Source organism: Actinocorallia longicatena (assembly GCF_039534125.1).
Lineage (GTDB): Bacteria > Actinomycetota > Actinomycetes > Streptosporangiales > Streptosporangiaceae > Actinocorallia > Actinocorallia longicatena.
The window spans coordinates 152,549-179,353 of sequence record NZ_BAAAUV010000001.1; the positions used below are offsets into that span (position 1 = coordinate 152,549).

19 protein-coding genes are annotated in these 26,805 nt (G+C 71.0%); 7 read left to right on the forward strand and 12 right to left on the reverse strand.

From position 1 onward, the window contains the following. Positions 1 to 90 precede the first annotated feature (90 nt). Together ABD785_RS00670 and ABD785_RS00675 are read left to right on the forward strand one after the other, a co-directional pair. A complete protein-coding gene (locus ABD785_RS00670) occupies positions 91 to 1,830 on the forward strand; it encodes a discoidin domain-containing protein (RefSeq protein WP_344821122.1) in 1,740 nt (579 codons plus the stop codon). 84 nt (positions 1,831 to 1,914) lie between these two features. Next, a complete protein-coding gene (locus ABD785_RS00675) occupies positions 1,915 to 5,409 on the forward strand; it encodes a discoidin domain-containing protein (RefSeq protein WP_344821123.1) in 3,495 nt (1,164 codons plus the stop codon). Positions 5,410 to 5,455: 46 nt separating this feature from the next. Here the strand turns inward: ABD785_RS00675 and ABD785_RS00680 are convergent, their stop codons facing one another. After that, positions 5,456 to 6,199: an ABC transporter ATP-binding protein gene (locus ABD785_RS00680; RefSeq protein WP_344821124.1), complete on the reverse strand. Its 744-nt coding sequence runs from the start codon at positions 6,197 to 6,199 to the stop codon at positions 5,456 to 5,458. 120 nt (positions 6,200 to 6,319) lie between these two features. Here ABD785_RS00680 and ABD785_RS00685 point away from each other — a divergent pair, with 120 nt between their 5' ends. Further along, positions 6,320 to 8,230 (forward strand): protein kinase domain-containing protein, encoded by a 1,911-nt coding sequence (locus ABD785_RS00685; protein ID WP_344821125.1) that lies wholly within the window; start codon positions 6,320 to 6,322, stop codon positions 8,228 to 8,230. 22 nt (positions 8,231 to 8,252) lie between these two features. Here the strand turns inward: ABD785_RS00685 and ABD785_RS00690 are convergent, their stop codons facing one another. From ABD785_RS00690 to ABD785_RS00730, 9 genes are all read right to left on the reverse strand, one after another. After that, positions 8,253 to 9,050, reverse strand: coding sequence for an ABC transporter ATP-binding protein (locus ABD785_RS00690; RefSeq protein ID WP_344821126.1), 798 nt, complete (start codon positions 9,048 to 9,050; stop codon positions 8,253 to 8,255). 4 nt (positions 9,051 to 9,054) lie between these two features. Next, positions 9,055 to 10,092 (reverse strand): FecCD family ABC transporter permease, encoded by a 1,038-nt coding sequence (locus ABD785_RS00695; RefSeq protein ID WP_344821127.1) that lies wholly within the window; start codon positions 10,090 to 10,092, stop codon positions 9,055 to 9,057. A gap of 2 nt (positions 10,093 to 10,094) precedes the next feature. Further along, the gene (locus ABD785_RS00700; protein WP_344821128.1) at positions 10,095 to 11,117 is read right to left on the reverse strand and encodes a FecCD family ABC transporter permease; all 1,023 of its coding nucleotides are present in this window, start codon (positions 11,115 to 11,117) and stop codon (positions 10,095 to 10,097) included. Then, on the reverse strand, positions 11,117 to 12,178 hold the full coding sequence (locus ABD785_RS00705) for an iron-siderophore ABC transporter substrate-binding protein (protein WP_344821130.1): 1,062 nt from the start codon (positions 12,176 to 12,178) through the stop codon (positions 11,117 to 11,119). Before ABD785_RS00705 ends, ABD785_RS00700 begins: the two co-directional genes overlap by 1 nt. A 74-nt stretch (positions 12,179 to 12,252) precedes the next feature. After that, positions 12,253 to 14,229, reverse strand: coding sequence for a protein kinase domain-containing protein (locus ABD785_RS00710; protein ID WP_344821131.1), 1,977 nt, complete (start codon positions 14,227 to 14,229; stop codon positions 12,253 to 12,255). Positions 14,230 to 14,444: 215 nt separating this feature from the next. Beyond that, positions 14,445 to 15,167 (reverse strand): hypothetical protein, encoded by a 723-nt coding sequence (locus tag ABD785_RS00715; RefSeq protein ID WP_344821132.1) that lies wholly within the window; start codon positions 15,165 to 15,167, stop codon positions 14,445 to 14,447. After that, positions 15,164 to 15,685: a SigE family RNA polymerase sigma factor gene (locus ABD785_RS00720; RefSeq protein WP_344821133.1), complete on the reverse strand. Its 522-nt coding sequence runs from the start codon at positions 15,683 to 15,685 to the stop codon at positions 15,164 to 15,166. Before ABD785_RS00720 ends, ABD785_RS00715 begins: the two co-directional genes overlap by 4 nt. 59 nt (positions 15,686 to 15,744) lie before the next feature. Next, a complete protein-coding gene (locus ABD785_RS00725) occupies positions 15,745 to 18,642 on the reverse strand; it encodes a glycoside hydrolase family 48 protein (protein WP_344821135.1) in 2,898 nt (965 codons plus the stop codon). A gap of 10 nt (positions 18,643 to 18,652) precedes the next feature. Further along, positions 18,653 to 19,642, reverse strand: a complete 990-nt coding sequence (locus ABD785_RS00730) for a LacI family DNA-binding transcriptional regulator (protein ID WP_344821136.1) — start codon at positions 19,640 to 19,642, stop codon at positions 18,653 to 18,655. 224 nt (positions 19,643 to 19,866) lie between these two features. Here ABD785_RS00730 and ABD785_RS00735 point away from each other — a divergent pair, with 224 nt between their 5' ends. The 4 genes from ABD785_RS00735 to ppk2 all read left to right on the forward strand — a co-directional run bounded on the left by ABD785_RS00735 (position 19,867) and on the right by ppk2 (position 24,953). Then, positions 19,867 to 21,360: a cellulase family glycosylhydrolase gene (locus ABD785_RS00735; protein WP_344821137.1), complete on the forward strand. Its 1,494-nt coding sequence runs from the start codon at positions 19,867 to 19,869 to the stop codon at positions 21,358 to 21,360. Positions 21,361 to 21,386: 26 nt separating this feature from the next. Then, positions 21,387 to 23,387: a glycoside hydrolase family 6 protein gene (locus ABD785_RS00740; protein WP_344821138.1), complete on the forward strand. Its 2,001-nt coding sequence runs from the start codon at positions 21,387 to 21,389 to the stop codon at positions 23,385 to 23,387. Positions 23,388 to 23,516: 129 nt separating this feature from the next. Beyond that, positions 23,517 to 24,152 (forward strand): hypothetical protein, encoded by a 636-nt coding sequence (locus tag ABD785_RS00745; RefSeq protein ID WP_344821139.1) that lies wholly within the window; start codon positions 23,517 to 23,519, stop codon positions 24,150 to 24,152. Between the two features lie 9 nt (positions 24,153 to 24,161). Next, positions 24,162 to 24,953, forward strand: a complete 792-nt coding sequence (gene ppk2, locus ABD785_RS00750; RefSeq protein WP_344821140.1) for a polyphosphate kinase 2 — start codon at positions 24,162 to 24,164, stop codon at positions 24,951 to 24,953. Positions 24,954 to 24,960: 7 nt separating this feature from the next. Here the strand turns inward: ppk2 and ABD785_RS00755 are convergent, their stop codons facing one another. Then, on the reverse strand, positions 24,961 to 25,845 hold the full coding sequence (locus ABD785_RS00755; RefSeq protein WP_344821141.1) for a carbohydrate kinase family protein: 885 nt from the start codon (positions 25,843 to 25,845) through the stop codon (positions 24,961 to 24,963). Then, complete coding sequence (locus tag ABD785_RS00760) at positions 25,842 to 26,747, reverse strand: pseudouridine-5'-phosphate glycosidase (RefSeq protein WP_344821142.1); 906 nt, start codon at positions 26,745 to 26,747, stop codon at positions 25,842 to 25,844. The genes ABD785_RS00755 and ABD785_RS00760 overlap by 4 nt, the downstream gene beginning before the upstream one ends. Positions 26,748 to 26,805: the final 58 nt, after the last annotated feature.

Consider the following 26,805-nt stretch of genomic DNA (forward strand, 5'->3'; position numbering starts at 1 on the left):
TTTGTTAGTTAATTCAAGTCTTGACATAAGAGGTGAACAAGTTCAGTCTCTGCTTCGAGATCCCCCCGGCGCCGCCGAAAGGAGCCGCGCATGGTGCTCGAAGCCCGCAGGAGGGCCCGCCCTCCCCTACTGAGATCGTTGTTCGCCGCACTGGTCCTGACGATCGGCTGTGTCACGGCGATCCCTGCGGCAGCGGCCGACGGCCTGCTGTCGCAGGGCAAGACCGCGACCGCCTCCTCCACCGAGAACACCGGCTCCCCCGCCTCCGCCGCCGTCGACGGGAACGCCGGCACCCGCTGGTCCAGCACGTTCGCCGACCCCCAGTGGCTCCAGGTCGACCTGGGGTCCGGCGCCCGGATCAGCCGCATCGTCCTGAACTGGGAGGCCGCCTACGGGAAGGCCTTCAAACTCCAGGTCTCCGACAACGCCTCCACCTGGACCGACGTCTACTCCACCACGACCGGGGGCGGCGGCGTCCAGGACCTGAACGTCACCGGGACCGGCCGCTACGTCCGGATGCTCGGCACCGCCAGGGCGACCGGCTACGGCTACTCGCTCTGGGAGTTCCAGGTCTACGGCACCGCCGACGCGGCCTGCCAGACCTCCGACGCCGCGCTCAACCGGCCCGCCACCGCCTCCTCGGCCGAGAACGCGGGCACCCCCGCCTCCGCCGCCGTCGACGGCAGCTCAGGCACCCGCTGGTCCAGCGCGTTCGCCGACCCCCAGTGGCTCCAGGTCGATCTCGGCGCGACCCTGACCGTCTGCCGGGTCTCGCTCAGCTGGGAGGCCGCCTACGCCAGGTCCTACAAGATCCAGATCTCGGGTGACGGGTCCGCCTGGACCGACCTGTACTCCACGACCACGAGCGCCGGCGGGAACCAGACCCTGAACGTCACGGGTTCAGGACGGTACCTGCGGGTCCACGGCACCGAGCGCGGGACGGCCTACGGCTACTCGCTCTGGGGCCTCACGGTCAACACCACCGGGGGCGGCCCCACCGACCCCGACCCGTCCGGCTTCTGGGGCGACACGAGCACGATCCCCCCGGCCCAGAACGTCGTCATGATGAAGATCCTCAACCGGACGAACGGCCAGTACCCCGACAGCCAGGTCTACTGGAGTTACAACGGCCAGTCCCACTCGATCGCCGAGCAGCCCTACTTCGACCTGCCGGTCAACACCGCCGGGCGGATGTACTTCCATCTCGGCTCGCCCGACAGCCGGTACTCCGACTTCATCGAGTTCACCGTCGGGCCCTCGGTCTTCAACGGCAACACCACCCGTGTCGACGGCTTCGGCCTGAAGCTCGCGATGCGGCTGCACTCCCACGACGGCGACGACGTGTCCGTCGGCGAGGACCTCGCGACGTTCCAGGAGGACCGCGCGGCCACGTTCGCGAGGTTCCAGAACGAGGTCCCGGCCGAGTTCAAGGGCCTGGCCACCGTCGAGGCCCCCTACCGGATCCCCGCGCCGGGCAACTCCCCGGCCTTCCAGCCGGGCGGAGCGTACGCGAACTACTTCACCGCCTACGCGGCGTCGGCGGGCGTCACGGCCACCACCTCCCAGGTGACGGGCTGCGCCGGTCCCCTGTCCGAGGCGCCGAAGCTGTGCGCCGCGCTCAACCGGCACGTCGTCGGCCAGACCGACGCCCAGCAGGACGACGCGGCGAACTACTACAAGGCCGCGCCTGCCAACTACTACGCCAGGTTCTGGCACGACCACGCCATCGGCGACCTGTCGTACGGCTTCCCCTATGACGACTACGCGGGCCACTCCTCGTTCATCGCCCACCAGGGCCCGCAGTACCTGCTGATCGCGGTCGGCTGGTAAGTCCGCAGTCCCTCCGGCCGCCGTCTCAGCACTGCGGCGGCCGGAGCCCACCCCCGCTGTAACCACCCCCCGTTTGGAGCAGTGATGCGCCCTGCCGCACGTCCACCGTCCCTCCGAGTCCTCAGGCCACCCGCCCTGCTCATCGCCGTCCTGCTCGTCGCGGCGGCCCTCGTCGCGCCCGCCAGGGTCGCCCATGCCGCGACCCTGCTGTCGCTGAACAAGCCCGCCGTCGCCTCCTCCTCGGAGAACGCCACGGTCAACCCCGCCTCCGCGGCGTTCGACGGCGACACCGGCACCCGGTGGGCGAGCACGTTCAGCGACCCGCAGTGGATCCAGGTCGACCTCGGCACCAGGTCGGCGATCTCCCAGGTCCAGCTGACCTGGGAGGCCGCCTACGCCACCGGGTTCAAGATCCAGGTCTCGGACGACGCGACCTCCTGGTCCGACGTCTACTCCACGACCACCGGCAACGGCGGCGTCCAGGCGCTGAACGTCACCGGCTCCGGCCGCTACGTCCGGATGCTCGGCACCGCGCGCGCCACCGGTTACGGCTACTCGCTGTGGGAGTTCGGCGTCTTCGGCGACGGCCCGGTCGTCGACCCGGGCACCTGCGGCACCAACGCCGCGCTCAACAAGACCGCGACGGCCTCCACCACCGAGAACGGCGGAACCCCGGCCTCCGCCGCCTTCGACGGCAACACCGGCACCCGCTGGTCCAGCGCGGCCGCCGACCCGCAGTGGATCCAGGTCGACCTGGGCGGCACCACCGCCGTCTGCAAGGTCACCCTGAGCTGGGAGGCGGCCTACGCCGGCGGCTTCCGGATCGAGGTGTCCGACAACGGCACCACCTGGACGTCCATCTACACCACGGCCACCGGCCCCGGCGGGAACCAGACCCTGAACGTGACGGGTTCAGGGCGCTACGTCCGCATGTACGGCACCGCCCGCGCCACCGGCTACGGCTACTCGCTGTGGGAGTTCGGCGTCTTCACCGGCGGCACCGTTCCGCCGACCGAACCGGGCACCACCCCGATCTCCGCCTACAAGCAGGTGACGGCCTCCTCGTTCGAAGGCGGAAACGCCCCCGCCGCCGCGCTCGACGGCCGCACGACCACCCGCTGGTCGAGCGAGTCCAGCGACGCGCAGTGGCTCCGCGTCGACCTCGGCGGAACCTCCACGATCACGGGCGTCACCCTCAACTGGGAGTCCGCCTACGCCACCGGCTACCGGATCGAGGTCTCCTCGAACGGCACCGCCTGGACACCGATCTTCACCACGACGACCGGCAAGGGCGGCGTCGAGAACCTGGCCGTCTCCGGGACCGGCCGCTACATCCGCTTCACCGGGACGGCCCGTGCCACCGGCTACGGCTACTCCCTGTGGGAGTTCCAGGTGTTCGGCACCGTCGACACGACCGACGCGACCGCGCCCCTGCTGTCCGGCCCGACCAGGGCCCCGGCGACGACCGGCCAGTTCGCGCTGGCGGCCCCGGCGGACAAGGCCATGGTCACCGACACCCGCCGGCCCGCCCTGTCCTGGGCGCCCGTCGCCGGTTCGGTCCGCTACGAGGTCTGGCTGAACGTCAGCCGGACCGACTACGACTTCACCGCCTCGGGCAACCTGCTCGACCTCTACACCAAGGTCGCCGAGACGCCCGGCACCACCTACACCCCGACCTGGGACATCACCGACCGCTGGACCTACAAGTGGTACGCCGTGGCGGTCAGCGGCTCCGGCGCGAAGACCACGTCGAACATCCGCACGTTCAGCCTGTACCTGCCGGACATCGAGGCCGTCGCGGACGGCGTCAGCGTCGTCAACGGCGCCCGCGACCTGAACAAGAACGGCACGATCGAGCCGTACGAGGACTGGCGGCAGCCGGTCGAGACCCGCGTCAACGACCTGCTCTCCCGGATGACCCCGGAGGAGAAGGCCTACCAGATGTTCTACAACGCCCAGTCGTTCAACCTGTCGGGCTGGCACTTCGGCCCGGCCCAGCCGGGCGACCTGCACCAGGTGCTGCTCAGCGGGGCGGGCACCCGGCTCGGCATCCCGGCCGTCTCGGCGGGCGACACCATCGCCGGCTACAAGACCACCTATCCGCTGCAGAGCGCACTGGCCGCGGGCAAGGACTACGCCCTCGACTACAAGCTCGGCGACATGCAGCGCAAGGAGGAACTGGAGGTCGGGGCGCGCGGCGTCCTCGGCCCGCTGGCCGAAGTCGGCACCAAGGTCCTCTACCCGCGCATCCAGGAGGGCAACGGAGAGAACGCCGACGTCGCCGCCGCGCAGGTCAGGGCGCTGGTGTCCGGTCTCCAGGGCGGTCCCGAGCTCAACCCGCACTCGGTACTCGCGACGGTCAAGCACTGGCCGGGCGAGGGCGCGGGCGGCGAAGCCCTGATCACCTACGACGCGGTCACGATCAAGTACCACATGATCCCGTTCCGGGCGGCGATGGAGGCCGGCGCGGTCAACATCATGCCGGGCTACGCGGGCAGCTCCTACCTCGACCCGGGCGGTCCCGGCGCGGGCGACAGCGCGAAGATCCTCGCCTACCTCCGCACGAACCTGGGCTACACCGGAATGATCACGACGGACTGGCTGCCGTCGGCGAACTGGCCGGGCGCGGCGAAGGCCGGCTCGGACGTCATGGGCGGCGCCGACCCCGGCGCTCCCGGCTTCACGATGGCGAGCTTCATCAACAGCGTGCCGATCGCCAGGATCGACGACTCGGTGAAGCGCGTGCTGCGGCTGAAGTTCCAGCTCGGCGTCTTCGACCACCCCTACGGCGACCCGGTCAACGGCCCCTACCGCCAGCACCAGCCCGCCTACGCGGACCTGGCCAACCAGGCCGCCCGCAAGTCCATCACCGTCCTGAAGAACTCCAACGCGGTGCTGCCGCTGAAGCTCAAGTCCGGCGACAACATCATCGTCACCGGGCCCCGGGCCACCGACGGCGACGCCTGCTGCATCTGGACGAGCTACTTCCACCAGGAGCTCGGTTCGCTCACCCTTCTCGACGCCATCAAGAAGCGGGCGGCCAAGGACGGCGTCAACGTCTACCAGGACACCGGCCCCTCGCCCAAGCTGGCGGTGATCGCGGTCGGTGAGCCGACCTACACCCACGCCACCAACTGGGTGAAGGAGCAGCCCTATCTGCCCGCCGACCAGCTCGCGCTGATCCAGAACTTCCATGATCAGGGCATCCCGGTCGTGGTCGTGATGGACCTGCCCCGGCCGACCGTCATCACCGAGTGGAACGGCATCGCCGACGCGATCGTCATGACCTACCGCGGTGGCGAGGAGGTCGGGCCCGCCACGGCGAGCCTGCTCTTCGGCGACTACGCGCCGCGCGGGAAGCTGCCCTGGCAGCTGCCGCGCACCCTCGACCAGGTCCTCAAGCCCGGCGGCACCGACACGCTCGCCGACGCCAACGAGGACTGGAACATCCCCTACGACCTCGGGGCGACCGCGGCGGAACGCGCCGACATCCGCGCCAAGATCGACGCCGGGCAGACCGTGCCCGGCACCTACGGGAACCCGCTCTACCCCTACGGAGCCGGCCTCCAGGGCTGGTAGCCCCGCGAGGACAGGACGCCCGGCCGGTGGAACGGCCGGGCGTCCGCTATCCGCCGAGCTCTTTCAGCAGGTCGAGGACGCGTTCGGCGGTCGGTTCCCGCATGTCGCTGACGATCCTGCCGTCGGCCAGGAACACCACGTGGTCGGCGTAGGCCGCCGCGGTCGGCTCATGGGTGACCATGACGATCGTCTGGCCGAACTCGTCGACCGACCGCCGCAGGAACATCAGCACCTCGGCACTGGCCTTGGAGTCGAGGTTCCCGGTCGGCTCGTCGGCGAACACGATCGCCGGCCGGGCGACCAGGGCCCTGGCCGCCGCGATCCGCTGCTGTTCCCCGCCCGACATCTCCGACGGCCTGTGCCGCAGCCGGTGCCCGATCCCGACGGCCTCGACGACCCGCTCGAACCACGGCTCGTCGGGACGCCGCCGCGCGATCGCCGCGGGAAGCGTGACGTTCTCCGCACCCGTCAGCGTCGGCACCAGGTTGAACGCCTGGAACACGAACCCGACCCGGTCGCGCCGCAACCGGGTGAGCTCCTTGTCCGACATCCCGGTCAGCTCGTCCCCGCCGATCCACAACCGCCCGGACGTCACCCGGTCGAGCCCCGCCATGCAGTGCAGCAGGGTCGACTTCCCCGAGCCCGAAGGGCCCATCACCGCGCTGAACCGCCCGGCGGGGAAGTCGATGGAGACCCCGTCCAGGGCCCGGACCTCGGCGTCCCCCGTTCCGTAGACCTTGCTGATCTCCTCCGCCCGCGCCGCGGGCGCCGCCTCGTCCTCACCGCTCATCCGTCCAGCACACCCCAGATCCCGCGGCTTGCCCAGACCCGGAGAGGGAACTTCCGGCCGTTGGCGATCCGTGACCTGACCCCGGGACCGGACGATCCACCGGCCGTTAGAGTGCGGTGCGTGACGGATGGTCCGGGTACGGTAATCGGTGGGCGTTATCGGCTGGAGACCCTCATCGGCGAGGGCGGGATGGGGCAGGTCTGGAGCGCTGAGGACGAGATGCTCCGGCGCGAGGTCGCCGTGAAGGTCCTGCGGATCCCCGAGTCGCTCGGCGAGCGGCAGCGGGAGCTGCTCAGGAAGCGGGCACTGCGTGAGGCGAGATCGGCGGCACGGCTCGGCCATCCCGGGATCGTGACGGTGCACGACATCATCGAACGCGCCGACGGCGGCCCCGCCATCGTGATGGAGCTGATCGACGGCGAATCGCTCGAGGACCTGATCCGGCGGAACGGGAAGCTGCCCGTCGAGCGGGTCGCCGCGCTGGGGACCGCGATCCTGGCGGCGCTCACCGAGGCGCACCGGGCGGGGGTGGTGCACCGCGACCTGAAGCCGGCCAACGTGCTGCTGAGCGGCCGGCGGGTGGTCATCACCGACTTCGGCATCGCGAGCCTGCCCGGCGACCCCGCGCTGACCGGGACGGGCGATCTGATCGGCACCCCCTCCTACATGCCTCCCGAACAGGCCCGTGGCGAGGAGGTGTCACCGGCCGGCGATCTGTGGTCTCTCGGCGCGACCCTCTACCACGCGGTCGAGGGACGGCCCCCGTTCACCGGGGACGGCGCGCTCGCCGTGCTGTCGGCGCTGATCAACGAGCCGCTCCCCGCGCCCGGGCACGCGGGCCCGCTCACACCGCTGCTCACCGAGCTTCTGCGCAAGGACCCCGGTGCCCGGGTCAACGCGGCCGGAGCGGCGGTCCTCCTGGGCGACGTCGCGGGGCCTCCGTTCCCTGTCGAGCGCCCTCCGGCGGCCGAGCCGGCCGTCGAGCTCTCCGGCCCGGGACGACGGGACGAGCGTTCACGGCGGGACGTGCTCCTGGCCGCGGGCGGCGCCTTCGCCGTCGCGCTCTGCGGGCTGACGATCTGGGTGCTGAAGGACGACGACGAACAGGGCACCGCCGCTCCGAAGCCGCTACCGCCCTCCCCCGCGGTCACGACGTCCACGCCCCGGCGCGTCATCAAGGGCTTCGGCGACGCCGTGACCGGCCTTTCGATCAGCCCGGACGGCGCCGCCCTCGCGATCTCGAGCAGCGACAGGACCGTCCAGCTCTGGTCCATGACGGCCGACACCCCGCCCATGATCCTCAAAGGGCACACCGCGCGAGTGCGGGCCGTCGACCACTCCCCCGACGGCCGTTACCTGGCGAGCGCCGGCGACGACCGGACGATCCGGATCTGGGACGCCCGCACCGGAAAGCGGCTCGAGACCCTCACCGGCCACACCGGCCCGGTCGGCTCCCTGCACTTCAGCCACGACGGCTCCCTGCTCGGCAGCGGCGGCGCCGACCAGCGGGTGATCCTCTGGTCGACCTCCTCCTGGGACCGGGTCGTGACGCTCGGCGACGACCGGGCCCCGGCCAAGTCCCTCCGGTTCAGCCCCGACGACCGGATCCTGGCGACCGCCAACGACAGCGAGATCCGCCTCTGGAACGTCGCCACCCGCACGCCGGGCTCCCCGATGCGCGGTCACGGAAGCTGGATCGGCGGCGTGCTGTTCACCCCCGACGGCCGCACGCTGATCTCCGCGGGCGGCGACCGCGACATCCGCTTCTGGGACGTCGCCTCGGGCGCCTCCACCTCCGTCGTCAAGAGCGGAATCGGCCCGATCTACGCCACCGCGATCAGCGCGGACGGCCGCCTGCTGGCCACCGGCAGCGATGACGGCCAGGTCGTCGTCTGGGACCTGGCCACCCGCGCGCCCGTCCGTGTCGTGAAGCCGGGCTCGTCGGTCTGGACGGCCGCCTTCACCGCGGACGCCGCCACCCTGATCACCGGCGTCAACGAGAAGGAGACGGCGTTCTGGGACCTGCGCTGACCCCTTCTCGGTGACGGCCGGATCAGTGGTGACGGCCGATCGGGATGACCAGCGGGGTGCCGCTCACCGGGTCGGTGGTGATCTGGCAGCGCAGGTCGAAGACGTCCTCGACGCTCTCCACGGTGATCACGTCGGCGGGCGCGCCCTCCGCGACGATCCGGCCCGCCTTCATCGCGATGACGTGGTCGGCGTAGCGGCAGGCCTGGTTCAGGTCGTGCAGGACCATGACGATGGTCCTGCCCTCATCGCGGTTGAGGTCGGTGACCAGGTCGAGGACGTCGATCTGGTGGGCCAGGTCGAGATAGGTGGTCGGCTCGTCGAGCAGCAGCACCTCGGTGCCCTGCGCGACGGCCATCGCGATCCAGGCCCGCTGCCGTTGGCCGCCGGACAGCTCGTCGACCGCGCGGTCGGCGAGATCGGTGATGCCCGTCGCGGCGAGGGCGGCGTGCACGGCGCTCTCGTCGGCCTTCGACCACTGCCGCCACCAGGTCTGGTGCGGCGATCTGCCCCGGTTGACCAGGTCGATCACGCTCAGGCCGTCCGGTGCGGTCGGAGTCTGCGGCAGGATGCCGAGCCGCCGTGCCAGTTCCCGGCCCGGGATCGAGGCGATCGACCGGCCGTCCAGGCTGACGGTCCCCTTCTGGGGGTTCAGCAGCCGGGCGAGCGCCCGCAGCAGGGTCGACTTGCCGCAGGCGTTCGCGCCGACGATCGCGGTGATCCGGCCGGGCGGCACCCGCACGTCGAGGCCGCTGACGACCTCGCGGTCGCCGTAACCGAGGCTCAGCCCTGACGCGCTCAGCTCGGGTGCGGATGTCTGCATGTGTTCAGCCTCCTGAGCCCGCGTTGTTCGCGCGGATGAGCAGCCAGAGCAGCACGGGCGCGCCGAGCACGCCGGTGACGATCCCGACGGGCAGCTCCGTGCCGGGGATGAGGGTCCGGGCGATCAGGTCGGAGCCGACCACGACCAGCCCGCCGGTCAGTGCCGAGGTCACCGGCGGCGGCCAGGCGGTGCCCGCCAGCCGCTGCGCGATCTGCGGGGCCATCAGTGCGACGAAGGCGACCGGGCCCGCCGCCGCGGTGCCGAAGGCGATCAGCCCGACGCCGCACAGCATCAGGGCGAACCGCACGAGCTGGACGGGCGTGCCGAGCCCGGCGGCGACGTCGTCGCCGAGCTGGAGGACCCGCAGGTGCCTGCCGAGCATCAGCGCCGCGGGCACGAGCACGAGCAGCGCGAGCGCCAGCGGCCTCGTCTGCTCCCAGTCGCGGCCGTTCAGGTTGCCGACGAGCCAGCCGAGGGCCGACTGGGCCTGGAACCGCCCGCCCTGGGCGATCAGGTAGTCGCTGGCGCTCGTGCACATCCACGACACCCCGATGCCGACCAGGATGATCCGGTAGCCGGTCGTCCCGCCCTTCCAGGCGAGCAGGTAGACCACGAGGGCGCTGAGGAGGCCGCCGAGCAGGCCGATGGCCTGGAGCCCGAGCCCGCCGTCCCAGCCGAACATGATCGCGGCGACGACCGCGGTCCCGGATCCCTCGGTCAGCCCGATCACGTCGGGGCTGGCCATCGGGTTGCGGGTCATCGTCTGGAACAGCGAGCCCGACAGGGCGAAGGCGATCCCGACGAGCAGCCCGGTCACCACCCGCGGCAGCCGCAGCTCCTGGACGACGAGGACCGTCCCGGGGTCGCCGGTGCCGAGGACGGCCTTGACGGTGTCCACGAAGCCGATCTCGAAGTCGCCTGTGGCGACGCTCAGGCAGACCAGGACGAAGGTCAGGAGGGCCAGCACCGCGCAGACCAGGAGGAGCCGGGGCCTGACGACGAAGGAGACGGGCGGCCTGGCCAGCCGCAGATGGGTCGGCACGCTCACACCTCCGCCAGCCGTCGGCGGCGGACCATGGCGATGAAGAACGGCCCGCCGAGGAAGGCGATGATCACACCGGCCTGGATCTCCAGCGGACGGCGCAGCATCCGTCCCAGCAGATCGGCGGCCAGCATGAGGTCGGGGGCCAGCAGCGCCGACAGCGGCAGCAGCCACCGGTGGTCGGGGCCGATCCCGGCCCACTGGGCGAGCGATCTGGCCAGATGCGGGACGATCAGGCCGAGGAAGACGACCGGGCCGATCACCGCGACGGCCGCACCGGTCAGCAGCATGATGGCCGTCACTCCCTGGAGGCGGATCAGGCCGAGGCGCCGTCCGAGCGAGGCGGCGACGTCCTCGCCCAGGGCGAGGCTGTTGAGCGCGGGCGCGCACGCCAGCGTCAGGACCGTGCCCACGACGATGAACGGCAGGATCCGCAGGACTGCGTCGGCGTCGGCGTCGGCGAGCGAGCCCGCCGACCAGAACCGGTAGCGGTTGAGCGCCTCCGGCTCGGTCAGGACGATCGCGCTGGTCAGCGACGACAGCAGCGCGCTGACCGCGACGCCCGCCAGCGCCAGCTTCACCGGGGTCAGTCCGGCCTTGCCGAGCCGGCCCAGCAGATACACCGCGACGCTCGCCACGAGCGCCCCGGCGAAGGCGAACCACACGTACTCGTACAGCAGGCTCAGCCCGAAGACGCCGACGGCGACCACGACGCCCAGCCCGCCGCCCGCGGTGACGCCCAGCAGCCCGGGGTCGGCGAGCGGGTTGCGGGTGAGGGCCTGCATGAGCGCGCCGGACAGGCCCAGCGCGATTCCGGTGACCAGCCCGAGCGCGGTCCTCGGCACCCGTACCGACCAGACGAGGTCGTGCACGAGGCCGTGGGAACCACCGGTCAGCGCGCCGAGGACCTGGTCCGGCGGCACGCTCTTCGCGCCGAGCGCAAGCGACAGCAGGCACAGCACGACCAGGAGAAGGGCCGGCCCGGCGAGAAGGATCGCCGGGCGCGGCCTGGAGACCGCCTTCATCAGGAGGCGGGCTGCTCGACCTTGGTGGCGGGGTCGCCGTCGACGGCCGCCTTCAGCTGCGGGACCAGCCGGTCCAGCAGGAACGGCAGGCTGAGCACGGTCACGAAGGAGTAGGCGACGCCGTAGGGGGCGGTCTCGTCGATCGCGATCTCGCGGCCCTGCTTGACGACGTCGAGGCCGTTGTAGAGCTTGTCGGCGTGCAGCTTGTCCATGTCCTTGGTCACGTCGCCGACGCTCCACACCGCGACGCTCTGGTTGAGCAGGTCGGTGCGCTCCTTGCTGATGCTCGCGCCGAACTGGCCGCCGAGGGCGGTGTCGAGGTCGGTCGGCAGGGAGAAGCCGAGGCGGGCGAGGGTGCGGGTGCGGGCGTCCTGGCTGCCGTAGACGAAGTAGCCCTCGTACGGGGTGGCCGTGATGGCGGTCTTCCCGGTGAACTCGGGGTTGTCGGCCTTGAGCTTCTCGAACTTCTGCTCGACCTCGCCGACCAGCTTCCCTGCCTCGGCGGACTTGCCGAGCGCCTTGCCGATCGTGAGGGTCTGCTCCTGCCACGGAATGCCGTAGTCCTGGTAGGCCTTGGGCTGGGCGATCACGGGGGCGAACTTCGAGAGCGTCTGGTACTGCTTCTCGGTGAGGCCGGCGTAGAGGGCGAGGATCAGGTCGGGCTTGAGCGCGGCGATCTTCTCGACCTGGGGGCCGGTCCCGGTGTCCTTGAGCAGCGTCGGGACGGGGGCGCCGTTGAGCTTGGCGGTCGCCCACGGGCCGATGGCGCCGGGGAACCCGCCGAACCAGTCGGTGGTGGCGACGGGGACCTTGCCGAGCGCGAGGACGGCGTCCTGGTCGGTGAGGCCGACGGCGACGATCCGCTGCGGCTCGGCCTTGACGACGGTCTCGCCGTACTTGTGGGCGATCGTCACGGGGTAGGCGTTCGCCGCGGCACTCGTCGCGGCGGGGGCCGGGGTCTTGTCGCCGCCGTCCGACCCGCAGCCGGTGAGGGCACCGGCTGCGAGGACGAGGGTGGCCAGAGCCGCGGTGAGCCGCGCGCCCGAGGGGATGGCGAACATAGAGGTCCTTCGATCACGCCAACAAAGTTAGCCTTGCCTAACAAGATGCAGGTAAGGCTAACCTAACCGGACATTCAGGTCCAGTTGGGGTGACTCATCGGTATGTTCTCCGGCGAGATGGGCGTGTCTTCGGAACCATCGGCCCGGATCGCGTAGACGCGAACCTTGTCCAGGGCGCCCTTCACATATGAGATCCACTTTCCGTTCCTGGACCAGTAGGGGTCCATCTCACGGCCCGGAGCGCTCGTGACGGCACGGGCGTCGGTGCCGTCCGCGGCGATCGACCAGATGTCGTGCTCCTCGCCCTCGTTCTTCGCCACGCTGCTGCGCGTGTAGGCGAGGCGGGCGGAGTCGGGCGACCAGGCGGGGTCGCCGGCGCGGTGGGTGTCCTCATGGGTGACCTGGGTGACGGCGGAGGGGTTCGCCACGTCGAGGTAGAAGATCTGGTTGCGCACGCCCTCCTTCGCCCAGAAGGCGATCTTGGTTCCGTCCGGCGACCAGGCGGGATCGTCCTTCTCGGCCTTGCTCGTGGTGAGCTGCCTGATGTCCGAGCCCGTCGCGGTGGCCGTGTAGATCTGCGGGACCCCGGCGGTGTCCAGGCGCATGAACGCCAGCCGGTCGCCGTCCGGAGACCACGCGCTGCGGGTGCCCGTCTTCATCGGCAGGTCCAGCGAGCTGCGCGATCCGTTCTTCGGATCGATGGTCTGGAGAGTCGAGGACCTGTTCGGGTCGGTCCCGGTGGTGTGCGTGTAGGCGATGATCCCCGTCTTCGCGGAGTACTGCGGCAGGGAGTCGCAGGTCCCGGCGGTGATCTTGTCGTACTCGCTCTTCCCCGGGGTGAGCCGGACGACGATCGAGGAGCACTCGCCCTTGCCCACCGCGACCAGGTCCATCCGGCCGTAGATCGGGCTCGTCGGCAGGACGTCCGGCGAGGCGACCGTATCCGTCGGCTCGTCCTTCTTCCCTTCCGGCCAGAACGCGAACACCGACACCCCGGCGGCGACCAGCACCAGGGCCGCGACCGCGGCGATCGCCGCCTTCCGCCGCCCGTTCCCGCCCGGCTGGATCTGGGTCCACTGCTGCCCGGGGACCGGCGGCGGGGGCGGGTAGGCCCCGTGAGGCTGATGGGGCCGGAACGGCTCGGGCGTCCGCCCCGGCGGCGGCGTCTGCACCGGCTGCCAGTTCTGTGCGACGGTCTCCTGAGCCGCGGCGGCCAACGGCGCGGGAGCCTGCGGGACGTTGCCGCTGACCAGGGTGAGCAGCAGGTCCTGTGCGCTCGGACGCGACCGCGGATCCTTCTGCAGCGCGGCGCGCACGAGCCCGGCCAGCGGTTCGGGCAGCGGGCCGATGTCCGGTTCGGCGTGCAGCAGCCGGGCGGACAGGACCGCGAGGTTGCCGGTGCCGAACGGATGCCGGGACGTGCCCGCCTGGGCGATGAGGCAGCCCCAGGCGAAGATGTCGACCGCGGTCGTGATCTCGGTGTGCAGGATCTGCTCGGGCGCCATCCAGCCGGGGCTGCCGACCAGCATGCCCGTCGCGGTGTGGGCGGTGGTGGCGTCGAGCGCGCGGGCGATGCCGAAGTCGATGACCCGCGGCCCGGTCAGCGACAGCAGCACGTTGCTCGGCTTCAGGTCGCGGTGGATCAGCCCGGCGGAGTGGATCGCGGTCAGCGCGGTCGCGACCCCGACGGCCACCCCGTGCAGCAGGCCCGGCGACAGGGCTCCGTGCCTGGTGACGTGGTCGGCCAGCGACCTGCCGTCGATGTACTCGGTGACCATGTAGGCGAGACCGTCGCGCGTCCCCTGGTCGAGGACCTGCGCGGTCGCGAAAGAGGCGACCCGGCGCGCGTTGGCGACCTCGTCCTGGAAGCGCGCGAGGAACTGCGCGTCACCGGCGAGGTCGGCGCGGATGACCTTGACGGCCACCTGCTCCCCGTTCGGGGAGGTGCCGAGATAGACGGTGCCCATACCGCCCGAGCCGATGCGCCCCTGGAGTTCGTAGGGGCCCACCACCCGGGGGTCTGACGGCCCGAGGGGGCTCAACGTGACCACGCCTGGACGGTACCAGTTTCAACCAGCTTGATCCCACCTCCCGGATAACGATGCCGCAGGTGACGACGGGCGGACGACTCCTCTCCCCCGGACCTCTCCTGAACTTCCACAGGACTTCCCTGGACTTCGGTGACCGGCGCGGGCCCGCTCCCACAAGTCCTGACCCGCACCGGCACGCACTGGTCGATCGGGAGCGCCGGAAGGTTGCCGCCGTCTCAGAAGTTTCCGGAGATTCCCGCTGCCGTGTAGGAGTCGGCCACGGGGCGGGGTCCGGGCAGGCGTTTGAACTGGGCGCTGAGCTGGTACGACCCGGCCCGGATCGTGCGGCCGGGCCGGAGCGTCCAGCGGTAGACGATCGTCGTGCCCTGGGTCCGCCTGGTGAAGTCGAGCTCCTCGGTGGACAGGGTCGAGAACGATCCCGCGAACTCCTCCCCCGCCCCCGCGCCGATCCTGATGGTGGCGCTGAAAGCAGTCAGCGGCCGTTCCACCGTCACCGTCAGGTTCCGCTGCGCCCAGTACTCCCCGCTCACCGGGTCGGTCCAGGCCCGCACCGTCACGCCCGGCGCGGCCCCGGCGGTGGAGTCGTGCGAGCCGGGGGTCGACGGCGGCGGCGCGCCCTCGGCCACCGGCCCGGTCGGTGACCCGGTCGGCGGTTCGGTCGCGGTCTTGGGCACCGGGACGGGCTCCGCGGGCCCGGTGACCGGCGGCACCGCCTCGGCGCTCGTCGGGCTGGCGACCGTGCGCGGCGCCCGCTCGGACAGGCTCCATCCGGCCAGCGTCGCGGTGACCAGCACGGACGCCGCGGCGGCGGCGACCACGAGCGGCCGGAACCGTCCCGGGCGCGGCCGGACCTCCTCGACCCTGGCCAGGATGAGATCCCGGTCGGGCTCGTGCCGGGCCGCGTCGGCGCGCAGCGCGGCCCACAGGTCGTCGTTCATCGGCCCTCCCTCCCACCGGCCGGGGCGGCGGCGCGCAGCCGTTCCTGCAGTTCGGAGACGCCCCGCGAGGTCTGGCTCTTGACCGTGCCGACCGAGATGCCGAGCACCTCGGCGGTCTCGGCCTCCGACAGCTCCAGCACGTGCCGGAGCACCACGCAGGCGCGTTTGCGCAGCGGCAGCGCCTGCAATGCGGCCCGCAGGTCGACCAGCGCGGCGACGTCGGGTTCGTGGCCGTGCTCACGGGCGAACACGCCCAGGTCACGCCCCCTGCGGCGGTCGCGGACCAGGCTCCGGACGCGGGTGGCCGCCAGGTTCACGACCATCCGCCGCACGTAGGCGAGCGGTTCCGCGGCCGCGCTGACCCTGTCCCAGTGCCGCCAGGCGTCGGCGAAGACGTCGGCCACCAGGTCGTCGGCCTCGTGGGGGTCGCCGGTCAGCAGGTAGGCGAACCGGCCGAGGGGCCGGTAGTGGAGCTCGAAGAACTCCTGGAACTCCGCCCTCTCCCGGTCCGACCGCACGAGGGCGAAAGTATCAGAGGACAGGCCCTTCCCCCCTTTCGAGAGGAAGGGCCCATGTGTCATTCGCCGAAGAGGCGGCCGTAGTCCGCCATCGCCAGCGCGATGTCGGCCTGCGCCCAGAACCGGTGGTAGGTGAAGGACGGGACCTTCGACGGGTCGTCGAGGTAGGCCTGGACCTTCGGCCACGACGGGTCCTGCTTGTACCAGGAGCGCAGCGAAAGGAACGTCGAGGAGGAGTCGACCTTGTCGCCGTTCGGCATGGTGCCGGTGAAGGACGGCGGCACGTAGACCGGGTCGTCGAACCGCTCGAAGTCCCTGCGCTCCTCGCTGACCGCGATGCCCTTGGCGTCCTGGCCGTTGTTCCACATGGCGTCGAGCAGACCCTTGGCCGCGGTCCTGGCCGGGACGTCCCCGGACTTGGCCGCGTAGTAGCTGAGGGTCTTGACCAGCGCCGCCGTGGTGCCGACGTCGTTACCGGTCTCGGTGACCGTCACGTGCAGGCCGGTGTTGGCGGGCGGCGAGCCCGTCCCGCCGTTCCAGTTCGCGCCGGGCTGGCCGGTCCAGTTGAGCGTCGCGGGGATCTGCCAGCCGGTCGCGCTGATCGTCGTCTTCGACAGCGCCCACGGCACCCACTTGTCGAGCAGCGCCTTGGCCTTGGCGTCGCCGCTGGCGAAGTAGTACTCCGCCACCCGCTCCATCGACCAGACCTGCATGCCGAACCAGTTGTTGCTCGGCGGGTCGTGGTAGACCGGCTGCCAGTCGTAGGCCATCCCGTAGAACTTGGGCAGGCCCGCCGGGGGCTGGCTGTAGCTGCCGCCCCAGCTGTTGGTGACACCGCCCGCGATGGCCCCCTCGCTCGACTGGAGCCACTGGTAGAGCTCGATCTGGCGGCCCAGGCTGGTCGACCAGTCGCTCTTGGCCGTCGCGCCCTTCGGCGCCAGCGCCGGGTCGGACGTCAGCGCGTAGGCCGCCATCGGGTTCTGGTAGCCGAAGTGGTTGTGGCTGGAGCCGATCCGCCACGCCCAGCCCGCGGAGGTGTCGGTCGCGCCGCCCCACGCGTAGTACCAGGACAGCAGGTAGTGCATGGAGTTCTTGCCGGTGCCCGCCGGGCAGGACGACGCCGGGTAGCAGTCGCCGATCTTCTTGAAGTACTTGTCGAACATCGCGTACCGCAGGTAGTCGCCCATCTTGCCGGCCTTGGCGACGGTCGCCGAGATGTCACCGGCCTTGTTCTGCTCCTTGGCCCAGGTGTTCGCCCAGTAGGCGGCCTGGATCACGCGGGCGTCGGCGTCGGGGGCGTTGGTGAACTTCCACTGCTTGGCGTAGCTCGAGTCCTTGATGAACAGGTCGAGGAAGCCGTTCTTCCCGCCGTACTTGAAGGTGTCGCAGGTCGGCTGCGGGATGGTCTCCCACACCGACTCCTGCTCCCCGCGCTGGAAGGTGTTGATGTAGGACGGTCCCGGCGTGGCCGGGCCGCCCTCACAGGTGCCGGGGGCGTTGCCGAAGCCGTACTTGTTGTCGACGTCCTGCAGCCAGTGCATCCCGTAGATGTCGTCGGTGCCGTAGGCCGTCTTCAGCTCACCGGCGATCGGGTCGCTGCCGGTCGGGACGCTCGAGTCGATCTGGGACGGGTACCCGGTGGGCTGCGGGTGCTCCGAGGCGTAGGTCGCCACCTTGGACGGGTTGTAGAAGGCGTTGGTCGGCTGGTCGGCGTGGGTGGGGATCATGTACTTCTCCATGATCGCCCAGGAGGCGTTGAAGGGCGCCCAGTTCCTGGTCACCTTGCCGTACATCGCCTCCAGCCAGATGAAGTAGCTGTAGGCCTCGGATGTCGTCTCGTGGCCGTAGTCCGGTGCCTCGACGATCAGGGTCTCGACCGAGTGGTAGGGGACGCCGTCCGGGCTGAAGTAGCCGTTCGCCGGGTTCTTGATCTTGTCGTAGAGGCTGAGGAAGCGCTGCTCGTAGACGCCCGCCTTCGGCGCCTGGGTGACCGTGGCGGTGGCCGTCGTGTAGCCGGAGGCGGTGGTGGTGAAGGTGGCGTCGCCGGTGCCGGTGGCGGCGGCGGTGATCGTGACGTCCTGGGCGGTGCTCCAGTTCGCCGGGGTGAAGGTGAGGGAGGCTCCTGCCGTCACGGACAGGCCGGTGTTGCCCGCGGTGCGCGCGGTCGTGACGGTCACGTTCGCGGCGGGGGCCTTGGAGAGCTTCACCGCGAGGGTCCCGGTGCCGCCCTGCGGGACCGTCAGGGAGGCGGGGGTCACCACGACGCTCGCGGCCGCCGCGACGGTGACCCCGGCGGGGGCGGACTCGGCGACGCCGCCCTGGCTGTCGTGGACCTTGGCGTAGAGGGACTTGGCTCCCGCCGTCGCGGTCGTCCAGGCGAAGGAGTAGGGGGCGGAGGTGTCGGTGGACAGGAGGGTGGTGTCGTCGTAGAACTCGACCTTGGTGATGGTCGCGCCGTCGAAGGCGGCGGCGGTCGCCGCGAGCGGGATGGAGTCGCCGACGGTGTAGGTCGAGCCCGCGGCCGGGCTCGTCAGGGTCGCGGTGGGGGCCTGGTGGTCACCGCAGGCGATGCCGTTGACGCTGAAGGCGGTGGGGTCGGTGTTGGTGCCGGTGTAGGTGAACTGGCCACCGGGCGAGACCGAGGCACCCGCTCCCACGGAGCCGTTCCAGGACTCGTTGACGACCGTGACGTCCTTGCCCGACTGGCTCCACTTCCCGTTCCAGCCACCCGAGAGCGCCTGGCTCCCCGCATAGGAGTACTTCAGCGTCCAGGCCGTCCAGGCGACGCCGCTCAGGTTAGTGATCTTGATTCCTGCCGTGAACCCCGAACCCCAGTCGTTCTTGGTGTACTCGGCCTTGCAGTAGGGGGCGGCCAGGGCCGGTGGGCTCACGACGGCGGTCAGGCCGAGCACCAGCCCGACCCCCGTTCCGAGCGCGGTGAATCTTCGGACTCTCATCTCACTCCTTCTAGGCGGTTTCACGGACGATCAACTTGGTGCGCAGGACGCTCCGCGCGGCCCCCGCCTGGCCGGCGACCCTGGCCAGCAGGTCTCCCGCCATCCGGGCGCCCATCTCCTCCACGGGCTGGCGGACCGTGGTCAGCCGGAGCTTCTTGGCCATCGGGCCGTCGTCGAAGCCGATGACGGCCACGTCCTCCGGGACCCGGCGGCCCGCCCGCCGCAGGGCGCGCAGCGCGCCGAGGGCCATCAGGTCGGAGGCCGCGAGCACGGCGTCGAGGTCGGGGTGCAGATCGAGCAGCCGGTTCATCGCGTGCTCCCCCGAGGCCTGCAGGAAGTCGCCGTGCGCGACGACCTGGGCGAGCCCGGCGTCGCCGACGGCCTTCCGGTAGCCCTCGAGGCGGTCACCGCCCGCCCGGAGCTCCTGCGGGCCCGCGATGGTGGCGATGCGCTGCCTGCCCAGGTCGACCAGGTACTCGACCGCGCCCTTCGCTCCACCGAGGTTGTCGGCGTCGACATAGGGCAGGCGGACGTCGAAGGCCGGACGCCCGGCGAGAACGATCGGGATGTCCCCGGGCAGCTCGTCGAGCGGGCAGCCGGGACGGGCGCCGACCAGCAGGCAGCCGTCCGCTCCGCCGCCGCGCAGGTAGCGGCCGACCGCCCCCCAGTCCTCGGCCCGGCCCGCCCAGAGCACCATGAGCTGGGGCCCGCCCCGCAGGGCGCGGTTCACCCCCCACAGCAGCCGGGCGTAGAAGGGATCGGAGAAGACGCGGCCCGCCTCGTCGCAGATCACGACGGCGACCGATCCGGTCCGGTCCGGCCGGCCCTGGTGCCGGACGTACCCGAGCCGCTGGGCCGCCCGCTCGACCCTGGCCCTGGCATGCGCGCTGACCGGTGCGGAGCCCCGCAGCACGCGGGAGACCGTGGCCGGCGAGACGCCCGCCAACTCGGCGACCTGGGCGAGGGTGGGCGAGGCCGTGCTCAAGCTGGAAATGCTCACGACAGTCCCTTCTGGGGGTGATTCCGGGCGGCTCGGCCGCGCCGGAACGCAAGGGTGCTGTGGGAGCGCTCCCAAGAATCTGTGAGCCCGGTCACCCTGTCAAGGGCCCGATGAAAGTTTGAAAACGGCGTTCCCCGGACTCCTGCCGCGGGTTACGTTCCTCCTCGTTCGGGAGTGTGGGAGCGCTCCCATGATCTTGACGCATCGACCCGGAGGGACGTCCCGTGAGAAGCAGATGGGTACTGGCCGCCGTGCTGGCGCTGGTCGGACCGCTGTTCGCAGCCGTCACGATCGGCTCCGGCGCGGCGGCCGCCACCGCGTGCAAGGCCGAGTACACCAAGAACGACTGGGGCTCGGGCTTCACCACCACGGTGAAGATCACCAATCTCGGCGACGCGTGGACGAGCTGGACGCTGAAGTACTCCTATGCGGGGAGCCAGGCGCTCTCGGGTGGCTGGAACGGGAAGTGGAGCCAGTCGGGCAAGGACGTCACGGTCGTCAACGAGTCCTGGAACGGCTCCGTGGGAGCGGGTGCCTCGGTCTCGCCCGGTGGCCAGTTCACCTACACCGGCACCAACACCGACCCCACCGCCTTCAGCGTCAACGGCGTGACCTGTAACGGGATCGTCCCCACGACTCCCCCGACCAGCCCGCCCACCACGCCACCCACCACTCCGCCGACCACTCCGCCTCCGGCGACGGGCAAGGCCCCCGCGCTGCACGTGTCCGGGGCCAAGATCGTCGACGCCGACGGCAGGACCGTCACCCTGCGGGGCGTCAACCGCTCGGGCGGGGAGTTCATGTGCGTCCAGGGCTACGGCATCTGGGAGGGCGCGATGGACGACGCCTCGGTGAAGGCCATCGCCTCGTGGAAGGCCAACTCCGTCCGGGTCCCGCTCAACGAGGACTGCTGGCTCGGGGTCGCCGGGATCAAGCCCGAGTACGCCGGCGCGAACTACATCAAGGCCGTCAAGGACTACGTGGCGATCCTCGAGGAGAACGGGATCACCCCGATCCTCGAGCTGCACTGGAGCAACGGCACCTGGACCGGCCAGGACAACCACTGCGCGACCGAGCAGGCCGCCTGCCAGAAGCCGATGCCCGACATGCGCTACTCCCCCTCGTTCTGGACGGGCGTCGCCACCACCTTCAAGAACGACCCGGCCGTCGTGTTCGACCTGTTCAACGAGCCCTACCCGAACAACCTCGGCGTCATGAGCTACGACCAGTCGTGGAAGTGCTGGCGCGACGGCGGCACGGCCTGCCCCGGCCTCACCTACGAGGCCGCCGGGATGCAGGACCTGCTCGACGCGGTGCGCGGCGCGGGCGCGACCAACGTCGTCCTGGCCGCGGGCACCAGCTACTCCAACGACATGAGCGGCTGGCTCGCCAACAAGCCCACCGATCCGGCCGGGAACCTCGGCGCGTCGTGGCACTCCTACAACTTCAACTGGTGCGCGGCCGCCGACTGCTGGAGCAGCACGATCGCCCCTGTCGCCGCCCAGGTCCCGCTCGTCGCCACCGAGATCGGTGAGAACGACTGCGGCCACGGCTACATCGACGGCCTGATGGCGTGGCTCGACGCCCGCGGCATCGGCTATCTGGCCTGGACCTGGAACGCCTGGAACTGCTCGTCGGGACCCGCCCTCATCAGCGGGCTCGACGGGACGCCGACCGCCTATGGCATCGGCTACCGGGACCACCTCCGGTCCCTGTGAACACCCACCCCCGAAGAGGAGAAGGAATGAAGGTGAGACGCGTTCTCTCGGCGTCGGCGGCGTTCACGCTGCTGGCGGCCGGGGGCGTGGCCCTCGTCGAGGGACCGGCGGCGGCCGCGACCTCGTGCAAGGTCATCTACACGAAGACCTGGGACGGCGGCGGCGGGTTCGGTGCCAACGTCACGGTGCAGAACACCGGCGACGCGCTGTCGGCCTGGGAGCTGACCTGGACCTGGGCCGGCACCCAGAAGGTGACCGGCGGATGGTCGGCGGACTGGTCCCAGTCCGGGCAGAACGTCAGCGCCAAGAACATGTCGTGGAACGCCTCCCTGGGCGCGGGGGCATCGGTCGGGCTCGGTTTCAACGGCAGCTACACCGGGACCAACGTGGACCCGGCGACCTTCAAGCTCAACGGCGTGACCTGCGGTGACACCACCCCGGCACAGTCACTGATCGTCACTCCGACGACCCTGACGGTCCCCGAGGGCGGCACCGCGAGCTACGCCGTCAAGCTCCAGTCGCAGCCGTCGGCGAACGTCACGGTCACCACCTCGGCGGGCACCGGCGACGGCGACCTGACCCTCGGCGGCGGTTCGAGCCTGACCTTCACCCCGGCGAACTGGAACACCGCGCAGAACGTCACGGTCGCGGCCGCCCAGGACGCCGACAACGACGACAGCTCGCGGATCTTCACGATCGCGTCGGCGGGCCTGACCTCGGTGAGCGTCACCGCGGTCGAGGACGACGACGACACCACCACGCCGCCGGTGGGCGACCATGTGGAGAACCCGTACGCGAACGCGACGGGCTATGTGAACCCCGAGTGGAAGGCCAAGGCCACCGCGGAGCCCGGCGGTTCCCGGATCGCCAACACCTCCACCGGCGTGTGGCTCGACCGGATCGCGGCCATCGCGGGCTCGAGCTCCTCGATGGGGCTGCGGGCCCACCTGGACGCCGCCCTCACCCAGGACGCGGCCAACGGCACGGCCCCGGTGACGATCCAGTTCGTCATCTACGACCTGCCCAACCGCGACTGCTCGGCGCTGGCCTCCAACGGTGAGCTGAAGATCTCCGAGAACGGCCTCGCCCGGTACAAGACCGAGTACATCGACCCGATCGCCGCGATCATGAACGACCCGAAGTACGCGGCCCTGCGGATCGCGACCGTGATCGAGATCGACTCGCTGCCCAACCTGATCACCAACCTCAACGTCCCCGCCTGCCAGGAGGCCCAGACCTCCGGCGCCTACGTGCAGGGCATCCAGTACGCGCTCAACAAGCTGCACGCCATCCCGAACGTCTACACCTACATCGACGCCGCCCACCACGGCTGGATCGGCTGGGACACCAACTTCGGGCCGACCGCGACCCTCATCGCCTCGACGGCCGCCGGCACCACCGCCGGGACCGCCAGCGTCGACGGGTTCATCACCAACACCGCCAACTACTCGGCACTGACCGAGCCCTACTTCACGATCAACTCGACCGTGAACGGGCAGACCGTCCGCCAGTCCAAGTGGGTCGACTGGAACTACTACGTCGACGAGCTCACCTTCGCCCAGGCCTTCCGGACCAAGCTCATCGCGAGCGGCTTCCCGGCCGGCATCGGCATGCTCATCGACACCTCCCGCAACGGCTGGGGCGGCGCGAACCGTCCCACGGGCCCGAGCACGTCGACCGTCATGGACACCTTCATCAACGACTCCCGCATCGACCGCCGCATCCACGCCGGCAACTGGTGCAACCAGAGCGGAGCCGGCCTGGGCGAACGCCCGAAGGCCGCTCCCGCCGCGGGCCTCGACGCCTACGTCTGGATCAAGCCGCCGGGTGAGTCCGACGGCGCCAGCTCCGCCATCGCCAACGACGAGGGCAAGGGCTTCGACCGGATGTGCGACCCGACCTACACCGGCAACATCCGCAACGGCAACAGCCTGACCGGCTCCCTGCCGAACGCCCCGCTGTCCGGCCACTGGTTCTCCGCCCAGTTCCAGCAGCTCATGCAGAACGCCTACCCGGCGCTTCCGTAACCAGGGGCTCGTTTCGGAGCGGGGCCGTCGCAGACGGCCCCGCTCCTCCCGTTTCAAACGATCATGGGACGGACGGCGCCGGGTGGTCCCGACATTTCCATCGGGGTGGGCGTAGGGAAGAATGGGGACATGTTCATACAGGTCATCCAGGCGCCCGCCGAGGACGCCGACGCCCTGCGCGCCGCGAGCTACCGCTGGGCCCACACGCTGGGATCCACCTCGGTCGGCTGGCTGGGGTGCACCGGAGGGGTGACCGCCGAGGGGACCTTCCTCACCGTGGAACGGTTCGAATCGGAGCAGAAGGCCATCCTGGAGTCCGGGCGTCCCGGGCGGCGCCGCTGGTGGCGGGACATGACCGCCGGGCTCGGCGGCGACGCGACCTTCACCAACTGCCGCACGGTCCACGTGTCGGCCCTCGACCCGGCCGGAATCGATCATGCCGGATACGTGCAGATCGTCCAGGGCCGGGTCAGGGACGCGACCATGCTCGCCACCCTGCTGCGGACCCAGGAGAAGGAGATGGCGCTGTCCCGTCCCGACCTGCTCGGGTCCACGCTGGCCTTCCATCCCGACGACGGCTACACCCACCTGCTCTACTTCGTGTCCGAGGACACCGTCATGGACGCCGAGCTGCGGGAGACCCCGCCGCGGCTGAAGGCCGTCATGGACGCCCTGTACGAGCTGCACGAGGCGGCCCCGGCCCACCATCTGCTCACCGACCCCTGGATGCACACCCGCCGAGACACCCTGCCCGCCACCGTCTGAGGAGATCCGATGTCCTCCACTGTGAAGAAGAAGGCCTACGAGGCGGAGCTGCTGCGGCTCCAGACCGAGCTGGTCAAGGTCCAGGAATGGGTCAGGCAGGAGGGCGTCCGGCTGGTCGTCCTGTTCGAGGGCAGGGACGCCGCGGGCAAGGGCGGCACGATCAAGCGGGTCACCCAGTACCTGAACCCCCGCGTCGCGCGGATCGTCGCGCTGCCGAAGCCCAGCGACCGCGAGCGCGGCCAGTGGTACTTCCAGCGCTACGTCGAGCAGCTCCCGGCCGCGGGGGAGATCGTCCTGTTCGACCGGAGCTGGTACAACCGGGCGGGCGTCGAGCGGGTCATGGGCTTCTGCACCGACGACGAGTACGAGCGCTTCCTGCGCCAGTGCCCGGTGTTCGAGCGCCAGCTGCTCGAGGACGGCGTCCTGCTGCGCAAGTACTGGTTCTCCGTCAGCGACGACGAGCAGGAGCGCCGCTTCCGGGACCGCGCCGAGGACCCTCTGCGCCGCTGGAAGCTGTCCCCGATGGACCTGGAGTCGATCTCCCGCTGGGAGGACTACTCGCGGGCCAAGGACCAGATGATGCTCCACACCGATCTTCCGGAGAGCCCCTGGCACGAGGTCGACAGCGACGACAAGCGCCGGGCCCGGCTGAACATGATCGCCCATCTGCTGTCCACGCTGTCCTACAGCGAGGTCCCCGAGCCGAAGATCGAGATCCCGGCACGGCCGAAGTCCGAGGGGTACGTCCGGATCCCGCGCGACCCCGATCAGCGCGTCCCGGACATCACCGCGAAGCTCTGACGCGCGCTCAGGGGCGTCCGGAGACCCTGGTGACGGCGGCCGCGCCGCTGGCGCAGCCCGCGGTGAGGGCGGCGTCGTCGTCCGCTCCGGACAGGTGGGCCAGCAGGAAGCCCGCGGCGAAGGCGTCGCCCGCTCCGGTCGAGTCGAGGGCGGTCACGGACGCCCCCGGCACCCGGGCGGTGATCCGGCCGGGACGGCCCGCGACCGCCCCCTCCGCGCCCATCTTGACGGCGGCCAGGCCGTAGGAGCCGCAGAGGGCCAGCGCGGCCGCCTCGGCCGTCGTCTCCCCGGTGAGCAGCAGGGCCTCGTCGAGGTTGGGGAGGATCACGTCGGCGCCCGCCGTGGCCTGGACGAAGGCCGCGGGACCGAAGTCGCGCAGGAACCCCGTCGAGGCCGGATCGACGCTGACCGTCAGCCCGCGTGACCTCGCCCGGGCCGTCGCCAGGTCGGCGAGCGCCCGGCCCGAGGGGGTGAACAGCAGGTAGCCCGACAGGTGCAGATGACCGACCCCGGTGAGCAGGCCGTCGTCCCAGTCGTCCGGGGCGAGCAGCGCGCCCGCGCCCCGGTGGGCGAGCATCGTCCGCTCGCCGGAGCGTTCCACCATCACCACGATGGTGGCGGTCGGCTGGTCGGGTCTGACGCGCAGGACCGGGCTCACCCCGGCGGCGAGGAGCACGTCGCGGTGCCAGTCGCCGGTGTCGGATCCGACGCTGGCCAGCAGCCGGACGGACGCGCCGAGCGAGGCCATCCAGGCCGCGGTGTTGGCCGCCGACCCGCCCGGCTGGACCGAGATGTCGGCGCGGGTGTCGGACACGGCGCCGGGCTCGAGCGCGTCGCCGTGCCGGGCCAGTACATCGGTGACGACGTCCCCGATGACCAGCAGGGAGATCATCGCGACCACGCGACGGCGATCCGCGCGCCGAGCCCCACGTTGCCGCGGACCGCGGCGAGATTGGCCTCGAGCGAGGCCCCCTCGGTGTGCTCGACCAGGTAGCGGAGCAGGAACGGGGTGGTGGCCTGCCCGGTGATCCCCGCCGCGTCGGCCGCGGCCAGCGCGTCCGCGAGCACCCGGTCGTGCAGGGCGGGGTCGAGCTGCTCCGTCTCGGCCACCGGGTTGGCGACGACCAGGGCGGCGGCGGGGCCGTCGAGGGCGTCCTGGCCGCGCATGACCGCGGCGACCTCCTCGGGGGCCTCCAGGGTCCAGTCGACGGGCTCCCCCGAGCTGGTCAGGTAGAAGCCGGGGAAGGTCGTGGTCCGGTATCCGGCGACGGAGACGTTGAGGGTCTCCAGCCGCTGGAGCGTCGCGGGGACGTCGAGGATCGACTTCACCCCGGCGCAGACGACCGTGATCCGGGTCCGTCCGAGGACGGCGAGGTCGGCGGACTCGTCCCAGGTCTCGATCCAGCCGCGGTGGACGCCGCCGAGCCCGCCGGTGGCGAACACCCGGATCCCGGCCCTCGCTGCGAGGAACGCGGTGGCCGACACGGTGGTGGCACCGCTCGCTCCGGACCCGAGCGCGAGCGGCAGGTCCCGGTAGCCGAGCTTGCGCAGGCTCCTGTCGGTCCCGATCCGCTCGATCCGCGCCTCGTCCAGGCCGACGTGGGCGACACCGTCGAGCACGGCGACGGTCGCGGGCACCGCCCCCTGCTCGCGGACGACCCGCTCCAGCTCCCTGGCGACCTCCAGGTTGCGGGGCTCCGGCAGCCCGTGCGAGATGATCGTCGACTCGAGGGCGACGACGGGCGCCCCCTCGGCCAGCGCCGTCCGTACCTCGTCCGCCACCAGGATTGACATCCGATAACCCCCACTTTGCTCCAGTAAAACTGTTTTGACACGTTAGGGCGATCATGGG